The sequence below is a fragment of the Leptospira ellinghausenii genome (assembly GCF_003114815.1).
GTDB lineage: Bacteria > Spirochaetota > Leptospiria > Leptospirales > Leptospiraceae > Leptospira_A > Leptospira_A ellinghausenii.
The window spans coordinates 1-17,402 of sequence record NZ_BFAZ01000003.1 but is presented as its reverse complement, the minus strand read 5'-3'; the positions used below and the strand labels follow the sequence as shown (position 1 = coordinate 17,402).

Below are 17,402 nucleotides of genomic sequence, written 5' to 3'. Positions count from 1 at the left end.
TACGCTATTGCAAAAGGAATAAAATGGAAAATCTGAAAATAGAATACATATTATATACATTAACATTTACAACCTTAATATATATAGTATTTAAGTTATCAAAACAATCTACAAAGCAAAACGAAACTAAAATTCCAATTCCGAATCCTTTTCGAATTCGTGGAAAAATTGAATTATCTGAATTACAAAAACTTTTGACAGAAATTAATGATATTATTTTCAAAATAGAAAAAAATACAGACGAGGATCCAAAGAAATTTTGGTTAAGAATAAATGAATTAATAACAACTATACCAATACTTTCTCCTTATGATAAACCTCCATTAATCAATTTTGATGAAGAAGTAAAATCAGAAGACTTAAAACTATTCAAAATATACCTTAATTCTAAAAAGGAACTAATAAGTGATCGTATACGTTTAATTGAAAAGAAAGGCGAAAATAAGACCGTTGATATTAACGGCGAAGGAAGCCTCTATTCTCTAGAATTAATCCTTAAATATTTTAATAATCATATATCAAGATTGGAAGATGAGATCAATAATCTAAAATTCTACTCTTACATTTCCGTACTATTCGGGAACATACTATTTATTTTTGGAATTATTGTGATATTTACTAATTCAAGTAATCTTATTAATTATATGGAAAATGGAAAAATTTTTGAATATCAATATTTTGACAATTCACTCTATGTATTTACACGCTATTTCTTACCTTTCATATCAAAAGGTATTCTAGTTTTAATATTAGAATATTTGTCTTACTTTTTTCTCAAATCTTTCTTTGAAAGTAGAAAACAGGAAAAATATTATTACGATAAAATAACAGAAGCAAATTTCAAAATGTACGCCTTACTTGCAACTTATTATACAGAAAATGAATCAATATTCCAAGAAGTCTTAAAAGAATTAATAACTTCAGAAAATACAATGAAAAATAAGGAAATTGCCTAATTACCATTTGCAACAGCGTATAACAGCACCTTCCCGCTACGCTTCGGCACAAGGCCTCGCTCGGGCTGCACCAAATTGTCCTCCTGTCACTCGCTCGCATACGCAAGCTACGTGCCAGTCCCTAACGTCCCGTCCGGGACTCAGGGTCGGACAACTTCGGGAAGGCTAGTTCGTTATACGACATTTTCAAAATAAATCTAAAAAAAATATATATGAAAAATAAAAATAAATTCTTAATAATAGCGCTACTCTCATTTAGCTGCGTTAGTTATCAAAATTTCAATGATTATAATAATGAAAACAGTAAATACAATTCTAATTCTAAACAATTAGTTCTAAATTTTAACAACTTTGAAAATTATCCACTTCTTCTTGATATCTATTTCTATAAAATGAACTGGAAGAGTGATACAGAATTCGATTGTTCGGATTTATTTCAGGAATTACATATTAATCAACCCAAAGATTTAATAATTCCTATAGTTGGTGATACTTCTCTATGCGCTCAAATAACTTTAAAATATAACACCCTTAGACCTTTTCAAAAAAATGAATCTGCTATTTTAAACTTAAATTTATTTAATAGAAAAGACTGTCTAAAATTAGATTATAAGTCTGATCTTTACCCTCAGAACTTAGAATGCAAATATTTAGATTTCTCTAAAAATTCGACCAAAATTATTTTTAATAATATAATTTATCAAAAAATAGACATAGATAAAACTTTTCTCACTTATGGACTTACTTTCTTGTCTCTTGTCGCGCAAACGCCAACTAGTTATCTTGCACCTATTCCTATGTCTATTTCTGGATACAAGACTGTTAAAAATTCAATTCACTTTGTAATTGAAGAAATATAATTTGTAAAAATTATGCAAAAACACTACAAATTGAAAACGTCGTATAACAGCGACTTACCGCTTCGCTTCGGCACAAGGCCTCGCTCGGGCTACGCCAAATCCTCCTCCTGGCATTCGCCTTGCTTACGCAAGCTACATGCCAGTCCCTAACGTCCCGTCACCGGGACTCAGGGTCGGAGGACTTCGGTAAGTCTAGTTCGTTATACGCCATTTGTTAAAATATATGGAAAAATACAAAATAAATGAAAAAGATACCAAATTTATACATAATCTTTTTCCAACTCCTACACAGAGATGGAATGAATTAATCAAACTTTTTACATTCCATGTAGAAAAGGATTTTGGTTATTATTACCTTGCATCAGTGTGTGCACGAGATATTGCTGACACATTACAATCTTGTTACCATTCTTATTTTGAAGCTATAAAGGAATATTTAATTGAAAAAAAATCTAAATTGAATGGAGAAAATTATGAAAGAGCCGCTATTCACAAAATGCGGTATTTCCTTGATTATGCGATAATTGCCCTTATAACAACGCAGAACCATCTTTCATCTGGATATTGGCATCTATATTTTAAAGAAAATCAACCATTAGAATTTAAATACAAATCGCCTAAAGACATTTCAAAAGAAATCAATGTTTTAGATTCAAAAAGTTCATTTTACAATTATATTATTACAATCAATAAAAAACCGGAGTTTATAAATTTAAACGAATTTAGAAATACATGGCTACATAGAGGAATTCCAATAATAAATGGAGAATATCGATTTAAGAGAAAAAAACTATGGGAAGAAAATTTTCATGAAGGTCAAATTGGCTTATATAAACAGAAAGAAGGAATGTATATGGTTGAATACACAGAGCAATCAGATAATACAGTAAAGAATTTAATAAGAAGATCTTCGAATTTATATAAATTTACTCTCGAAAACATAAATACATTTATTGCTGAAATGGAAAAAGAAAAATCTAAAATTTACCAATAAAAACAAACGGCGTATAACAGCGGGGAAGAATCGCCACATCCGTGTGGCGTTTGTAAGAAATCTTTAAAAAATAGAAACTTGACAAATATACAAATCTTGTATATTATGGAAAATTATGAATCAGACAGTTAATATCTCTTTCGAAAAAGCACTTTTAAAGGAAATTGATAAAATTGCAAAAAGAGAACATAGATCCAGATCTGAACTGATTCGTGAGGCAGCAAGGACTTACATTGAGAAAAAATCTAAGTGGCAAGCTATCTTCGATTACGGTACAAAGTCAGTAGAAAAATCAAATCTTACAGAAGCTGACATTTTTGGAGAAATTAAAGCTGTTAGAAAAAATAGAAAAGCTTCTTAATGCTTAAAGTTCTCTTAGATACAAACATTTACATTTCTGCGATTTTATTTAATGGAAAACCTAAACTAGTTCTACAAGATTTAATAGATGAAGTTTTTGTTGGATATATTTCAAATGAAATTCTCGATGAAATTGAAGAAACTTTAGCTAAACCTAAGTTTAAAATTCCGAATGATTTTATTCAGTTTACTATTGAAGAAATAAGAAATGTGACCACTATTATTAAAAATAAACCTTTAAAGGATTATTTAAATTTAAGAGACAGGGATGATTTTCATATTTTAGAAACTGCTTTTTCAGCAAAGGTGGATTTCATCATTACTGGAGATAAAGACCTTCTTACTCTCGAAAAAATTAAGGGTATAAAAATCATTACGCCTGATGAATATTTAAAAATCAAAGAGGAAGTTAGCTAAGATTGCGACATCCGTGTCGCTTCCCCGCAACGTCGCATAACAGCAACTTTCCGCTTCGCTTCGGCACAAGGCCTCGCTCGGCCTGCGGCAAATTGTCCTCCTGGCATTCGCCTTGCGTCCGCAAGCTGCATGCCAGTCCCTAACGTCCCGTTGGGACTCAGGGTCGGACAACTTCGGAAAGCCTAGTTCGTTATACGCCATAAAAAATGAATAAAAATATTTTTAACGAAGAAGAACTAAATTCCATAATTGATTCATTTAATTTAGAACTAGATAAACTACTTAAACATGATTATGGTAAATCGGAAGAGATTGAATTTTTAGCCACCCACCTGTATATTGAACAAATTACTTATTATGCAATCGGTGCAATTGATAACAAATTAGAAAAACTAAACACATTGAAACTTAGCTTTAGCAAAATAATTCAATTGCTCGAATTGATTTCCGAAGATATTCCATTCATTAAACGCTATATTCCTTTGATAAAGGAGTTAAATAATATTAGAAATGAAATAGCTCACAAGATTGGCTATTCTAAAGAGAAAACTTCAAATTTTATCGAGAAACTCTCAAAATTCAGATATTCTTCATTTAAAAACCCTAAAAATCTTATCAAAAAACAAACTGATTACTTAAAATTATTTAAAATCGACTATGCTTATAACGTCGTTGTTTTCACTGTAACCTCCGAAAAACTTCATAAAAAAATTGAAGATATGGACAAAATTTTAAAAAATCCATTCAAAGATGTTGAAATATTATAAATTTAAACATTCTTTACAAAAAGATAGCCCTCTTCAAAATTTTTTGATTAATAGTTCACATACTTTAAAGAAAATTATCTATTATTTATTTTCTGACTCAAAATTCACCTTCCAAAAATAAACTTTTAAAAGATGATGGGATAAAGATTCTTCATAACAATTTTTTACGGCGTATAACAGCGGGGAAACGCTGCGCTTCGGCACGAGGCCTCGCTTGGGCTGCGCCACATTCCCTTTCTGGCATTCGCCTTGCTTGCGCAAGCTACATGCCAGTCCCTAACGTCCCGTTCCGGGACTCAGGGTCAGGGAACGTCGTCTCCCCTAGTTCGTTATGCGAAATAAACCAAAATAAATCCAAAATGAAAAAGAAAATTATTATATATATTTTAATTTTTGTAAACGTGAACTGTTTGTCTCGTACTGCAACTCGGTTAAAAGAAACTCCTTTAAAAACATTCGAGAATGATTTCTCTTTAATTAAAATTAAAGTACAGAATCCTGAAAATCATAAATTGAATATCCAGTTCTATATTCAGGATAAAGAATCTTTCGACAAAAATGACTCACAATTCTTGCCTATTTATTACTTTGACGAATCATTTAAAGACAATGAAATTTCTTTTTCTATTCCAAAAGGAAGTTATTATGGATTTCTGCAAATTACATCGAAAAAAAATATTCCTTTATACAAAAGTATCTCAGGTTCAAATATACTATATTTCGGAATTAACAAGGATCTAAAAAGAAATAAAATCGATTACAAGATATGTGAAAAAAAAATGCCGAACGGGTCTCGATTTTCCGAAATAAGCAATTGCAATTTCCTTAATTTCGAAAAGGAAGAAATTTCTATTAATTATTCCTTAGGAAACCAACTTGAATTTAATCTATCAGATTCTATACTAAAAACCTGGTTTAGTTTTTCTTACGCTTTTCTGCAAGGACCTCAACATTATCCTTATGCTCTATTTTTAATAATTCAAGTTCCATTTGGATTCTATTCAGAAAATTTACTCATTTCATTAGATAATTTAAACAACTTTTAATTATTTACTTTGTCCGAACACTTGGTTTACTTCGCATAACAGCGACTTACCGCTTCGCTTCGGGACAAGCCCTCGCTCGGCCTACGGCAAATTCCCTTTCTGGCATTCGCCTTGCTTACGCAAGCTACATGCCAGTCCCTAACGTCCCGTTGGGACTCAGGGTCAGGGAACTTCGGTAAGTCTAGTTCGTTATACGTAATTCGAAAGAATATATTTAGAATCAACAATTATGTGGAAAGAAATAAAAAACGAAGAAGATATCAATAACGTAATGATGCTATTTAAAAACTTTCACGATAGCTGCATTCGAGACATTTACATTTCTACAAGTGATTATGTAGATAATGACCTAAATATGCATTTTGATAATGTATCAACAGCCTCTATAATTTTTCAAAATCAATCTAAAAACTACTCGGTGTTAGAATTAAAATTTGAAGGGATAAACGATTTTAATTATAAACCAATGAATCATCCTTACAACGGAGTTATATATGACTCAATAATGAAATTAGAAAATGAATTATTCTATTGGGCTGATTCTAAAGACTGGGAAATAGAAGATATTGATTCAATTTGGTTTAGCGGTAAGAAATTGTTCTATAGATTTAGGAACGATATTTTAGGAAATATTAAAAGATTGGAAGTAAACTAAGTAAGCTATGCTTCAAAAAATAAAAAAAAGGAAATCAAACTCTTAATAAACGCAAAATCGAAACTAAATTTAGTTTCCCTATAAAATTTCAAAAAAGTAAGTCTTTTTTTAAATGAGGAAAACATAAGTTTCAGGAAAAAGCTAATAATTCAAAATAATGGTAAAATTAATATTGGAAATCTATAACTTCCGAACTACGTATAACAGCATGTTACCGCTTCGCTTCGGCACAAGGCCTCGCTCGGGCTACGCCAAATTCCCCTTCTGGCATTCGCCTTGCGTTCGCAAGCTACATGCCAGTCCCTAACGTCCCTTCGGGACTCAGGGTCGGGGAACTTCGGTAACACTAGTTCGTTATGCGAAATTTGTTGCTTCAATTGAATTTTTTAAAAAAGTTGTCAAGGTGCGTACCCTTTATTTATTTGCCGGTCCAAATGGAGCAGGAAAAACCACAACCGCATTAAAACACATAGAAAAGGATAAAGAAATCACTTTCGTAAATGCTGACATAATAGCCCAAGAATTAGATCCGAATGATGTGGAAAAGCAAGCAATCAAGGCAGGTAGAATTATGCTAAGGAAATTAGACAATCTACTTGATAGCGAAGAAGGTAATATTGCCTTCGAATCAACTCTTTCTTCGCGCTCATTTGTTAATTTTATAGCTGAAGCAAAAAATAAAGGGTTCCAATTCGTACTTTTATTCATTTCGCTTAAAAATTCCGATTTGGCTTGTGCTCGAGTTCGCCAGAGAGTTGAAAATGGTGGGCATAATATCCCTGAAGAAACGATAAGAAGGAGATTTAAAAAAGGAAGGGAAAATCTAAAAAAATTGTATATACCTCTTGCAGATTCCTATTTAATCTACGATAATTCAGGTAGGGAGCCAATCTTGGTCTCAGAGTGCTTCAATAAATCTGAAAATATTATTAAAAACGAACACCTTTACAATTCGATCTTCAATGAAAAGGAAGAACAATGAATAATTTCCAACTACAAGAATCAGTAACAATTTTAAATAAATTAAAGGAAAGCATTCAGGAAGGGGTAGCACAGGCTATACATACTCACCAACTTTCAAATCAAAAAATTGTTTTTTTACAAAACCAAAGAATCAGAACTGTCGCCTATAAAGTTGAAATGTATAAAAGTAAGGATGGATTTTACAGCTATCGCGTAATATCAAGTGATCGAGAAATTATAGAAAAGGGAAAAAAATACAAAACTCGTTCAGAATGTTTGCGAGCTATTCGAAATTCAAGAAGACAATCCAGGAAAAGCAATTTTCGTAGAATTCCATTTAAAACAAACTTCGCATAACAGCAACTAACCGCTGCGCTTCGGGACTTACGCCCTCGCTTGGTCTGCGACACATAGGCTTTCTGTCACTCGCTTGCATACGCAAGCTCCGTGCCAGTCCCTAACGTCCCGTCCGGGACTCAGGGTCAGCCTACGTCGGTTAGTCTAGTTCGTTATACGACATTAATTAAAAATTTTCTCGGAGAAAATAAATGGAAAAGCCTACCAAAAAAATTAAAGTAATAGGTATTCTCTGTATTTTATTAGCAACAAATACGAGTATCTATAGCTCAGAAATTAAGAATATTTTTGAACAATTGAATTTAAAAGCAGATGATGTTATAAATATCCAAGCCGAAAAGCTGTATGAACTGAAAAAAGTAATTAATATTTCAAATATGAAACTGAGTCGGAAACAGATAGACCTTTTAAAAAAGCTAAAAGAGATAAAGGGAATTATAGCATACAATACAGATTTCTCTGATACAGGAGTAGAATTTCTTACAAATTACAAATATCTCATCGCCTTGGATTTAGAATCTTCCAAATTCAATAAAAATGAAATTAGTAAACTTTCAAATATAAATTCTTTAAGAAATCTTTCACTCAAAAACCTTAACTTAAATGATAATGATATCAATTTCTTAAAGGATTTTAAAACTTTAGAAATTCTAATTTTAGATGACAACCCTATTACCGATTCGCTATTATCACAATTAAATTCAACTAAATTAATTGAATTATTTATAAGTAGAACAAAATCAAAGTGTTTGTTTTTAGATAAAAATTTAAGTCTTAAAAACTTAGAAATTCTCTATTTCAACGAAACTCCTATTGAAAAGAATAATCAACCGAACTTCTCTAATCTACAAAAATTAAAGATTATTTCTTTTTATGGAACAAGTATAGATGATAATTCTATTAGAGCACTTGAAAAAAATAAAAAATTAAAATACATAAATTTTAGTGGATCTAATGTTTCAGCTAAAGGACTAGAATCAATTTTACATAAAACAACACTCAAGGATTTATCATACAAAAATTCAAAAATATCGGAATCAGATTTTCAGAACCTTCAAAAGAAATATAGGGTTAAAGAAACTGAAATTTCCCACGATTGTTGTGAATCATTCATTTACCAGAAATTTTCGCTATTGAATAATTAACGTCGTATAACTACCGCTTGCCACTTCGCTTCGGGACTTCGCCCTCGCTCGGCCTACGGCAAATTCCCCTCCGTCACGTCTCTTGCCTTTGCAAGATACGCGCCGACGCTAACGCCTGCCCTGCAGGCTCAGCTCCGGGGAACTTCGGCAAGCTAGTTACGTTATACGATATTTGCAAAATTTAATTTCTAGAAAAAAAAATATGAAGTAACAAATAAAATAATGTCTATTAACTGGGAAAATATCATATCTTCAATTATAGGATCAGGAATAATTCTTGGTTTATTAAAACTTTTTTTCACACAATACATAGGAAATTTGTTTAATTACTCTCTGGAAGATCATAAACACAAACTTAGTGCTACCCTTGAAGAAATTAAACACCAATTCGAAACAGACCTAGTTCAAAAAAGAATCTATATTGAGAAAAAAAACATTGTCTATTCTGAATTATATTCACAACTTCTAGATAGTTACTCAAATATCAGAAGTCTATATGGACTAACTAGAAGCTTAACATTCGAAGAATATTCAAGGAAAGATATAGAAAATTTTCTTCAAAAAAGAAATATAGTAGATGGTAAAATAAAAGAAATTATTGCAACTTTTGATGAGAATAGAGAAATTTCAATCGATAAAATGAAAAAATATTTACGAATGCTAGATTTCCAAGAAGCAAGGTCAACATGGAATTCATTTCATTCTTACTATTTAAAAAATGAACTCTATTTAAGTTCAAGTATCAATAAATCTGTTTTTGAATTAAAGAAAAGAATTCATAATCTGTTGCTACTTTATGAACAAGCAAATAATTTTCCCGGTTCCTTAAGCTGGACAACCGATATCGCTCCACTTGAGAATGAAATCGATTCGGAAATTGAAGTAGTATTAAACAACTTTAAAACTGAACTACAAACTATAAATTAAGTATTAAAATATTGCAAACATCGTATAACAGCGACTAACCGCTTCACTTCGGGACTTACGCCCTCGTTCGGTCTCCGACACATAGGCTTTTGTCACTCCTCTTGCTTACGCAAGCGTCGTGCCAATCCCTAACGTCCCGTTCCGGGACTCAGGGCCAGCCTACGTCGGTTAGTCTAGTTCGTTATGCGTAATGTCTCAGAAACATTGAAATTCAAAATCCAAATGATAAAGAATAAACTTCCTTTTCTCTTTTTAATTTTCTTAAATTTCAATTGTTTACATATAGTGCCTAAAAAAGAACTCAATTATATTTTCTTGAATAACTTACAGCCTATATACAAAAACACCATTATTATATATAAATACGATTATCTTAATTTATATAGCTCAAATCCCTATATAAATACTCAAGATTTTTCAAATCGAATGGAGGAAAGTATCCGAAAAGCCTTTGAAACAAAATTTCGATTCGAAAATTTAGCTATTGTTGATTCTGAATCTGAAGTAATTGATAAAATTTATACCTTAACCAAAAATCAAAACGTTATTTATTTAAATATTACAACGAATATAAATTCGAATAATGATTATTCTATCAAATTCCTGAAATTTTTAAATACTATATCATTTGGGACAATTCCATATTGGAAACATATTAACTTTGATATCAAAATTAACTCCATGATATTTCATACATCTAATGAATATTCTTTTCAATATTCATTTATAGAATGCGGTGGATGGCTTACATTGCCATTCATAATATTCTATGAAAACTATTGGGAATTAAGAAATAAATATCATAATTCTTCTTTTCCTGCACTAGAATACATGTTATCTGACTCATTATCTAAAATTCCATCAAAACAATGAGACACTACGCATAACAGCGCCTTACCGCTTCGCTTCGGCACAAGGCCTCGCTCGGCCTTCGGCAAATTGTCCTCCTGGCATTCGCCTTGCCTTCGCAAGCTACATGCCAGTCCCTAACGTCCCGTTGGGACTCAGGGTCGGACAACTTCGGTAAGTCTAGTTCGTTACACGAAATTGGTTTAAATCTAATCATTAAAAATGAAAATTCAATATGCCTCAGATTTACATTTAGAGTTTCCTGAAAACAGAAAATTCCTATCAGAAAACAACATTATACCAAATGCTGAAATTCTAGTTCTGGCTGGTGATATAATTTCAGATAATAATCGAAAGAATGCTGATACATTTTTTGAAAATTGGACAAAGCAATTCAAGTTTGTTATTCATGTCCCAGGAAATCATGAATTCTATTCTGGAGAAGTATTATATTCTTATCCAAATTACTATAAAGAGATATCGAAAAATTATTTTAAAATAAACAATAAGACTATCGAAATTGAAAACGTTAGATTAATCTGTTCCACGCTATGGACAAATATTCCTATAAATCTTAAAAATGAATTCGAGACAAAAAGTAACGATTACCAACTAATCAAATACTCTAAAAAACAAATTGAAAAAAGATTAATCACCATTGAAGATACGAATCTTTTTCATGATATTTCTGTTAAATTTATTGAAAGTGAACTCGCAAAGCCATTCCAGGGAAAAACAATTTTGGTTACTCATCAACTGCCAAGCTTTGAATTAATCCTAAATTCTGATAAGAATGAACTAATTAATCACTATTGTGCAACAAACTTAGAAAACATTTATGCTAATAACAATATTGATTTTTGGATTTTTGGCCATTACCACAGAACTGTTAACAAAAAGTTGTTAAATACTACATTTGTTTCTAATCCTCTCGGATACATGAATGAAGACCAAAAAAATAACTTTTCTAAGTCTGCTATTATAGAAGTTTAATCATCAAAAAACCAACTTCGTGTAACAGCACCTTAACGCTTCGCTTCGGGACTAACGCCCTCGCTCGGTCTGCGACACATAGGCTTCTGGCACTCCCCTTGCCTGCGCAAGTGTCGTGGCCAGTCCCTAACGTCCCGTAGGGACTCAGGGTCAGCCTACGTCGTTAAGGCTAGTTCGTTATGCGCAATAGCTAAAATTAAACTACAGGAAAACTATGAAACAGAAAACAAAATTGTTATTAATATCATCTCTCTTACTTTTTATATGTTCAAAATGCTCTTTAATGAATGCTTCCGTTGCATATGAATATGAAAATCCTATTTATAACCCTGCACCTTCTCGGAATATATCTATTTCTTTTACAAAATCAGATGACCATCCTGATGCATTTAAAGATGGCATGTTCATCGAAGGAATGAAAAAAACAGGATTGGGTATTGACGGGGGACATGTTTTTACTAGACCAAAGGGTCCTGAAATCATAAAAAATGCTTTCATTACTGAACTAAAAAACTTAGGTTTCCAAGTCTTTGACGAGTCTAGAACAAATATACCAGAAATTCAAATTCAAGTGAATCAATTTTTCATGGAACCGGAAATTGGAATCTTCTTTATTGATATTATTTCTGTTATTGATATTAATGTTCACGTAATCCATAAAAACAAAATCTACAAACGAAGATTTAAATCTATCGGTGAAGTAATGAATATTCAGTGTTACGATATATTATATCCTATTGCTCTTGATAGAAGTTTAAAAAATCTTACTAAAAAAACTCTACCTGAAATTGTAGATTTAATTAATCAAATACAAATGGAGAACAATGCATTATGAAATTTGTTATTTTTAGTTTACTATTTTTTTCACTACAAAATTGCCTCTATAATTTGAAACATATAAGCAGAACCGATAAGACTGAAAGCAATTGGACGATAGAAGAGAAAAAAACAACAAAAAGTAAATAACGCTACTGCGCATAACAGCGTCTTCCCGCTACGTTTCGGCACAAGGCCTCACTCGGCCTACGGCAAATTCCCTTCCGGCACGCTTCTTGACCAGCAAGAAGACGCGCCGACGCCAACACCTACTTCGTAGGCTCGGCTACAGGGAACTTCGGGAAGACTAGTTCGTTATGCGAAAGTCTGCATACTTATGAAACAATACAAAATTCCAATAGAATCAACAGAATTGCCAAATTGGAAATTCTATTGTAATGAAACTTCATACGGAGTTTATCATTGTTTTGGTCTACGAAATTCAGGAAATGAAGTATCTTGCTATGGAGAAGATTATAATGGAACTTTTTTAAAATGCGTCGAATTTGCCAAATCAGTAGAAGAAAATTTAAAAAACAATTCTGACTTTTAACTAAAAATCTTTTTTAAAAATATATTCTTAATAAATGAATTATTTCAATTCAAGAAAAAAAGAAATTGAATTCCAAAAATTAAATCGCAATAAACTGCAAAAAGAATTTTTTCCATTAGGATACAATATTATCTACGATAATTCTAAATACAATAAATCAAATACGAATAGATGGATATTCAAAATAACCTTCAAAGGCAATACCACAGTAGAAATTTTTAATGAGAATTGGCGTGATTATACTTAATTCTTTCGAATTAAAAAAGACAATATTAAGCAAAACTTTATTCGCATTTCTGAAAATAGCAATCTGAATGAAGAACTTAAAAATCTGAAAACTTAATTTTAACGAAGGAAAAACAAATATTATAAATTGTTAAAATTTGAATGAATTAAATTTACCAGTTTTACAATGCAGACCTTCGCATAACAGCGACTAACCGCTGCGCTTCGGGACTTCGCCCTCGCTTGGTCTGCGACACATAGGCTTTCTGTCACTCGTTTGCATCCGCAAACTGCGTGCCAGTCCCTAACGTCCCGCTGGGACTCAGGGTCAGCCTACGTCGGTTAGTCTAGTTCGTTATACGATAGTTGCAAAATATACCTAAAAAAGGAAATAGAATGATGAAATTCTTTGTAGAAATTGAATTTAAAAGTAATGAGGAGTTATACTGGTTTCCATTTTTTATAGAAACACTTTCTGAAAGCGATGCTGACGATTTTATTGAACGACATGTAGCGAGTTTAAGTGAAAAATATATAGTTACATATTTTGGTAAAGAATTGTTTATCGAAGGAATCAACTCAGAACGACTCAATAAATATAGAAATACTGCTTTTAAAGGTAAACCGAACTATATTCAAATCAAAGGTTGGATCCTTTTAAATTCAAAGGATAAATCAGTCGAAACTATACCCGAAATGACTTTTAGTGAAGCATTAAAATTAGAAATTTGGGATACTGGAAAAGCTAAAGCCCAGGAAATTAAAAGAAATATTTTTCCAGTTCAAAAAATTACTTTAGATAACAAAAAAGAAATAGAAAATTCAGAAGTAATAGTTATAAATATATTCTTAAAATAAATAAATGATTGAATTTATAAACCAAAATTCAGATGTTATTTCTGCATTATCATCTTTACTCTTATTGTTTGTGACAATAATCTATGTAGTCATCAATAGCTTGATGCATTCAGAAATGGTAAAAAGTAGAGAATTAATGTTAAAACCAGATTTATCATTACGATTCGAAAGAATAAAATCAGGTTTCATGAAAATCGTTATAGAAAACAATTCATCTAATGACATCTATAATCTAACATTCGTAGAATACCCTGAAGAAATGACGGGTATAGTCGGCAACCCTCAACCTGGATTTATTAAAGACGGCATTAAATATATGGCTTCAAAACAAATCTACGAATCATTTTACATAAATTACCCTTATTTGGTAACTAGAAAACTCCATAATAAAATCATAAAATTCAAGATGAACTATTCAAATTCTTCAGGAAAAATCTATACTAAAGAAATAGAAATAAACCTTAGTTTGTTTTATGATAATACAAGCTTTGAAAATTAATAGAAATATATAATTGCAACCATCGTATAACAGCGACTTACCGCTTCGCTTCGGGACAAGCCCTCGCTCGGCCTCCGGCAAATTCCCTTTCTGGCATTCGCCTTGCTTACGCAAGCTACATGCCAGTCCCTAACGTCCCGTCGGGACTCAGGGTCAGGGAACTTCGGTAAGTCTAGTTCGTTATGCGCAAAAGCTTAAATATATTTTAAAACAAAATGAAAAATCTTATTAAGGTAACATTTCTTTTTCTAATCTTCACTTTTCCAGTATTACCCGAAAGTTTCATTCAGAAACAGGAGAGATTTAGAGCTGAAACAAAATATTCTACGTTTATTGGAACAAATTATCTCGCTAATTCATTATTAGGCGCATTTCTAAGTGTAACTTACACATTAAATAGTTCTTTTGAAATCGGCGGATCTATTCAATTTTCAAAATCAAATAATTTTGATGAAATTGGTGTATTTCCGATAGCAGGTTACAAAACTTACACAAAGAATACTGAAAATTCAGGAAAAATATTTTTAAATTATTTTATTCTTGATTCACCTTTCTTTTTTAATTTATCAATTGGATATTTGCCAAACGTGACTTCAGGGCTTAAATACATGTTCTATGAAAATAAACAAAACGCAGAACCTGTTTTTAATTTCAATAAATCAGAATTTTCATTAGAACCTACTTTTTATATTTCTCCTGGATTAGGTTATAAATTAATCTTTGATGGTGACTATTTCTTTTACTTCTCCGTAGGCTCTATGTATTTCAATAAAAGGGAAGTCTCAAAAAACTATAGTATGTTAGCATCTAGTTACCAAAATATAAATCAAGAAATTCTAGTTTATTCACAAACTGATCTTTTCCGAAATCAAATAATGAATTCAGTTTTCAAGAATTATGATACTAGAATCGAAACATATAATGAATTTGGTTTTGGCTTAATTTTTAAGTAAGCTTCAGCGCATAACAGCGGGGAAACGCTGCGCTTCGGCACTAGGCCTCGCTTGGGCTGCGCCACATTCCCTTTCTGGCATTCGCCTTGCTTGCGCAAGCTACATGCCAGTCCCTAACGTCCCGTAGGGACTCAGGGTCAGGGAACGTCGTCTCCCCTAGTTCGTTATACGTAATGGTGTAAAAATATTTTAAAAGGAAATATGAAAAGAAAATTAATAGTTATTTTAATTCTTATTCTTTTAGCATTTCAAATTAATGCTGAGGATAATAAAATCGAAAACAAACCTAGTTCAAAAACTGAATTCGGTTTTAAGGCCATGAAATTCGACTTCATTCCATACGAATATTCATATTTAAAAATCAACAATGCATCTAAAAAACCATTGGAAGGTAATTCTGGAACTATCTACCCATTCTTTATCAAATATAATGATTTGAGTAAAAACTATGGTTTTGAATTTGATATTTTAAGTTACAACATTGCTAATTCTAACTATGATATAGTTTCTGCAAATCGAATTGGATTTAATAATGCAAATATTCAATTCGGAAACATAGGAAGAAACGAATTCAATTTCAATTTCTTCTACTATTACAATCAAAATAATCCTACAATTTTTTACTTTGGTATTGGAATTAAAAAAATTGATAGATTATCCCAAGACAGAAGCACTGCCTTCTCATATGAAGAAAAAGTAAACTCAATTGGGCTAAAAATCCCACTTAGAAGTTCTTTCGATCTCAACGAAAACATAAAACTTAATTTAGCTTTTGATCCTTATTATACTTTAGGAAATAGAAATTATCGAGATGAAAGAGCATATAATTATCGTGGAAATGACGGATTCACTTATCCTTACATACGTGTTCTCCTAGAAGACAAAAACACGATTGCTCAAATTCATGGTTTCGACTTTGAAGCTTCTCTAGCTTACTCATTTTTAAGTAATTATAAAATATCTTTAGGATATATTTATAATAAATCTCACTTATCTTTAAAAAATAATAGTGATAAAATGTTTGTTTTTGATGGTTTTGGAAATAATGTATCGATTGACAATGTTGTAAACTCAACGAGAACTGATACTTTCACAAGTATTTATCTAAGCTTATCTTATACCTTCTAATACACCACTACGTATAACAGCAGGGAAACGCTTCGCTTCGGCACGAGGCCTCGCTTGGGCTGCGCCACATTCCTCTCCGTCACGCCTTCTTGCGATCGCAAGAAGCGCGCCGACGCTAACGCCTACTACGTAGGCTCAGCTACGAGGAACGTCGTCTCCCCTAGTTCGTTATGCGTAATGCCATAAAATATACTAATTAAAAACAATTTATTTGTTATGAATATTCAATCAAGTTTTGATCACTTTCTTATTTATTCCAAAAACTTAGAAAATGATTTCGAAAAGTTTAAGAGAAAATTTGATTTTCCAATAATATATCCCGTAACAAATTATGGAAGCTTCAAAAGTGCAATGTTCTCATGTCGAAATTCAATAATTGAATTAGTAAATTTTGACAATCCTACAATACCGGATTCTTTAAAAAATAATAGTCTTTGGTTTTCGGGATTTGCACTAATTTCAAGTGCATCTATCGAAAATATAAAAAAAGATCTTCAAAATTTAAACCTTAGTGTTTCAGACATTATTATCCAATATGTAAAAAATAAAGAAGGGGATTCGATTCCTATTTCAAAAATTCTTTTAGTTAACAACTTAATTCAGAATCTACAAATATTTTTTATTGAATATCTAAATAGTTTTCTCTTAAAAAAATTCGAAGAAGTTTCTAAAACTTCAAAATGGGAAATAGTAAACTTCAAAATCAATGAAGAACTAAAAGAAAGAATAAAAAATCAATTAATTCAAATAGGTTTTACTTCTTCTAAAGATTTAATATTTTCGGACATGAGAAAAATTCAATTTTCATTTGAAAAATCCAATTCTGAAATCCCAAGGATTAATTCTTTTAATATAAAATCAGAGAAAGAAATAATTAATTTAGTAGAATTTTTTGAAGTATAATGGCACTACGCATAACAGCGGGGAAACGCTCCGCTTCGGCACAAGGCCTCGCTTGGCCTGTGGCACATTCCTCTCCGTCACGCTTCTCGCTCCGCAAGAAGACGCGCCGACGCTAACGCCTGCATTCGCAGGCTCAGCTACGAGGAACGTCGTCTCCCCTAGTTCGTTATGCGTAATG

20 protein-coding genes are annotated in these 17,402 nt (G+C 31.7%); all 20 read left to right on the top strand.

Features of this window, described 5'->3' with window-relative positions:
• The first annotated feature begins 23 nt into the window (after window positions 1-23).
• The gene (locus tag DI076_RS02330) at window positions 24-956 is read left to right on the top strand and encodes a hypothetical protein (RefSeq protein ID WP_108958447.1); all 933 of its coding nucleotides are present in this window, start codon (window positions 24-26) and stop codon (window positions 954-956) included.
• 212 nt (window positions 957-1,168) lie between these two features.
• Window positions 1,169-1,816 (top strand): hypothetical protein, encoded by a 648-nt coding sequence (locus DI076_RS02325; protein WP_108958446.1) that lies wholly within the window; start codon window positions 1,169-1,171, stop codon window positions 1,814-1,816.
• A 223-nt stretch (window positions 1,817-2,039) separates the two neighbouring features.
• On the top strand, window positions 2,040-2,810 hold the full coding sequence (locus DI076_RS02320; protein WP_108958445.1) for a hypothetical protein: 771 nt from the start codon (window positions 2,040-2,042) through the stop codon (window positions 2,808-2,810).
• 115 nt (window positions 2,811-2,925) lie between these two features.
• Complete coding sequence (locus DI076_RS02315; protein WP_108958444.1) at window positions 2,926-3,171, top strand: CopG family ribbon-helix-helix protein; 246 nt, start codon at window positions 2,926-2,928, stop codon at window positions 3,169-3,171.
• Window positions 3,171-3,587, top strand: a complete 417-nt coding sequence (locus DI076_RS02310; RefSeq protein ID WP_108958443.1) for a putative toxin-antitoxin system toxin component, PIN family — start codon at window positions 3,171-3,173, stop codon at window positions 3,585-3,587. The genes DI076_RS02315 and DI076_RS02310 overlap by 1 nt, the downstream gene beginning before the upstream one ends.
• A 206-nt stretch (window positions 3,588-3,793) precedes the next feature.
• Entirely contained in the window at window positions 3,794-4,354 is a 561-nt protein-coding gene (locus DI076_RS02305; RefSeq protein WP_108958442.1) for a hypothetical protein, read from the top strand.
• 410 nt (window positions 4,355-4,764) lie between these two features.
• On the top strand, window positions 4,765-5,400 hold the full coding sequence (locus DI076_RS02300) for a hypothetical protein (RefSeq protein WP_135358373.1): 636 nt from the start codon (window positions 4,765-4,767) through the stop codon (window positions 5,398-5,400).
• 229 nt (window positions 5,401-5,629) lie between these two features.
• Window positions 5,630-6,055, top strand: coding sequence for a hypothetical protein (locus tag DI076_RS02295; RefSeq protein ID WP_108958440.1), 426 nt, complete (start codon window positions 5,630-5,632; stop codon window positions 6,053-6,055).
• A 403-nt stretch (window positions 6,056-6,458) separates the two neighbouring features.
• On the top strand, window positions 6,459-7,037 hold the full coding sequence (locus tag DI076_RS02290) for an ATPase (RefSeq protein WP_167396495.1): 579 nt from the start codon (window positions 6,459-6,461) through the stop codon (window positions 7,035-7,037).
• The gene (locus DI076_RS02285) at window positions 7,034-7,375 is read left to right on the top strand and encodes a YegP family protein (RefSeq protein ID WP_108958438.1); all 342 of its coding nucleotides are present in this window, start codon (window positions 7,034-7,036) and stop codon (window positions 7,373-7,375) included. The genes DI076_RS02290 and DI076_RS02285 overlap by 4 nt, the downstream gene beginning before the upstream one ends.
• Before the next feature lie 191 nt (window positions 7,376-7,566).
• Window positions 7,567-8,520, top strand: coding sequence for a hypothetical protein (locus tag DI076_RS02280; RefSeq protein WP_108958437.1), 954 nt, complete (start codon window positions 7,567-7,569; stop codon window positions 8,518-8,520).
• 222 nt (window positions 8,521-8,742) lie between these two features.
• On the top strand, window positions 8,743-9,447 hold the full coding sequence (locus tag DI076_RS02275; RefSeq protein WP_108958436.1) for a hypothetical protein: 705 nt from the start codon (window positions 8,743-8,745) through the stop codon (window positions 9,445-9,447).
• Between the two features lie 315 nt (window positions 9,448-9,762).
• Window positions 9,763-10,320: a hypothetical protein gene (locus DI076_RS02270; protein WP_135358372.1), complete on the top strand. Its 558-nt coding sequence runs from the start codon at window positions 9,763-9,765 to the stop codon at window positions 10,318-10,320.
• Between the two features lie 198 nt (window positions 10,321-10,518).
• Window positions 10,519-11,289 carry a metallophosphoesterase gene (locus DI076_RS02265; protein ID WP_108958434.1) on the top strand — a complete coding sequence of 257 codons (771 nt, stop codon included), beginning with the start codon at window positions 10,519-10,521 and terminating at the stop codon, window positions 11,287-11,289.
• Window positions 11,290-11,503: 214 nt separating this feature from the next.
• Window positions 11,504-12,124, top strand: a complete 621-nt coding sequence (locus tag DI076_RS02260) for a YajG family lipoprotein (protein ID WP_108958433.1) — start codon at window positions 11,504-11,506, stop codon at window positions 12,122-12,124.
• Between the two features lie 1,155 nt (window positions 12,125-13,279).
• A complete protein-coding gene (locus DI076_RS02245; protein ID WP_108958430.1) occupies window positions 13,280-13,741 on the top strand; it encodes a hypothetical protein in 462 nt (153 codons plus the stop codon).
• Window positions 13,742-13,745: 4 nt separating this feature from the next.
• On the top strand, window positions 13,746-14,240 hold the full coding sequence (locus DI076_RS02240) for a DUF8453 domain-containing protein (RefSeq protein ID WP_108958429.1): 495 nt from the start codon (window positions 13,746-13,748) through the stop codon (window positions 14,238-14,240).
• A 215-nt stretch (window positions 14,241-14,455) separates the two neighbouring features.
• Window positions 14,456-15,193 carry a hypothetical protein gene (locus DI076_RS02235; protein WP_108958428.1) on the top strand — a complete coding sequence of 246 codons (738 nt, stop codon included), beginning with the start codon at window positions 14,456-14,458 and terminating at the stop codon, window positions 15,191-15,193.
• A gap of 201 nt (window positions 15,194-15,394) precedes the next feature.
• On the top strand, window positions 15,395-16,321 hold the full coding sequence (locus DI076_RS02230; RefSeq protein ID WP_108958427.1) for a hypothetical protein: 927 nt from the start codon (window positions 15,395-15,397) through the stop codon (window positions 16,319-16,321).
• Between the two features lie 216 nt (window positions 16,322-16,537).
• Window positions 16,538-17,224, top strand: coding sequence for a hypothetical protein (locus DI076_RS02225; protein WP_108958426.1), 687 nt, complete (start codon window positions 16,538-16,540; stop codon window positions 17,222-17,224).
• Window positions 17,225-17,402 lie beyond the last annotated feature (178 nt).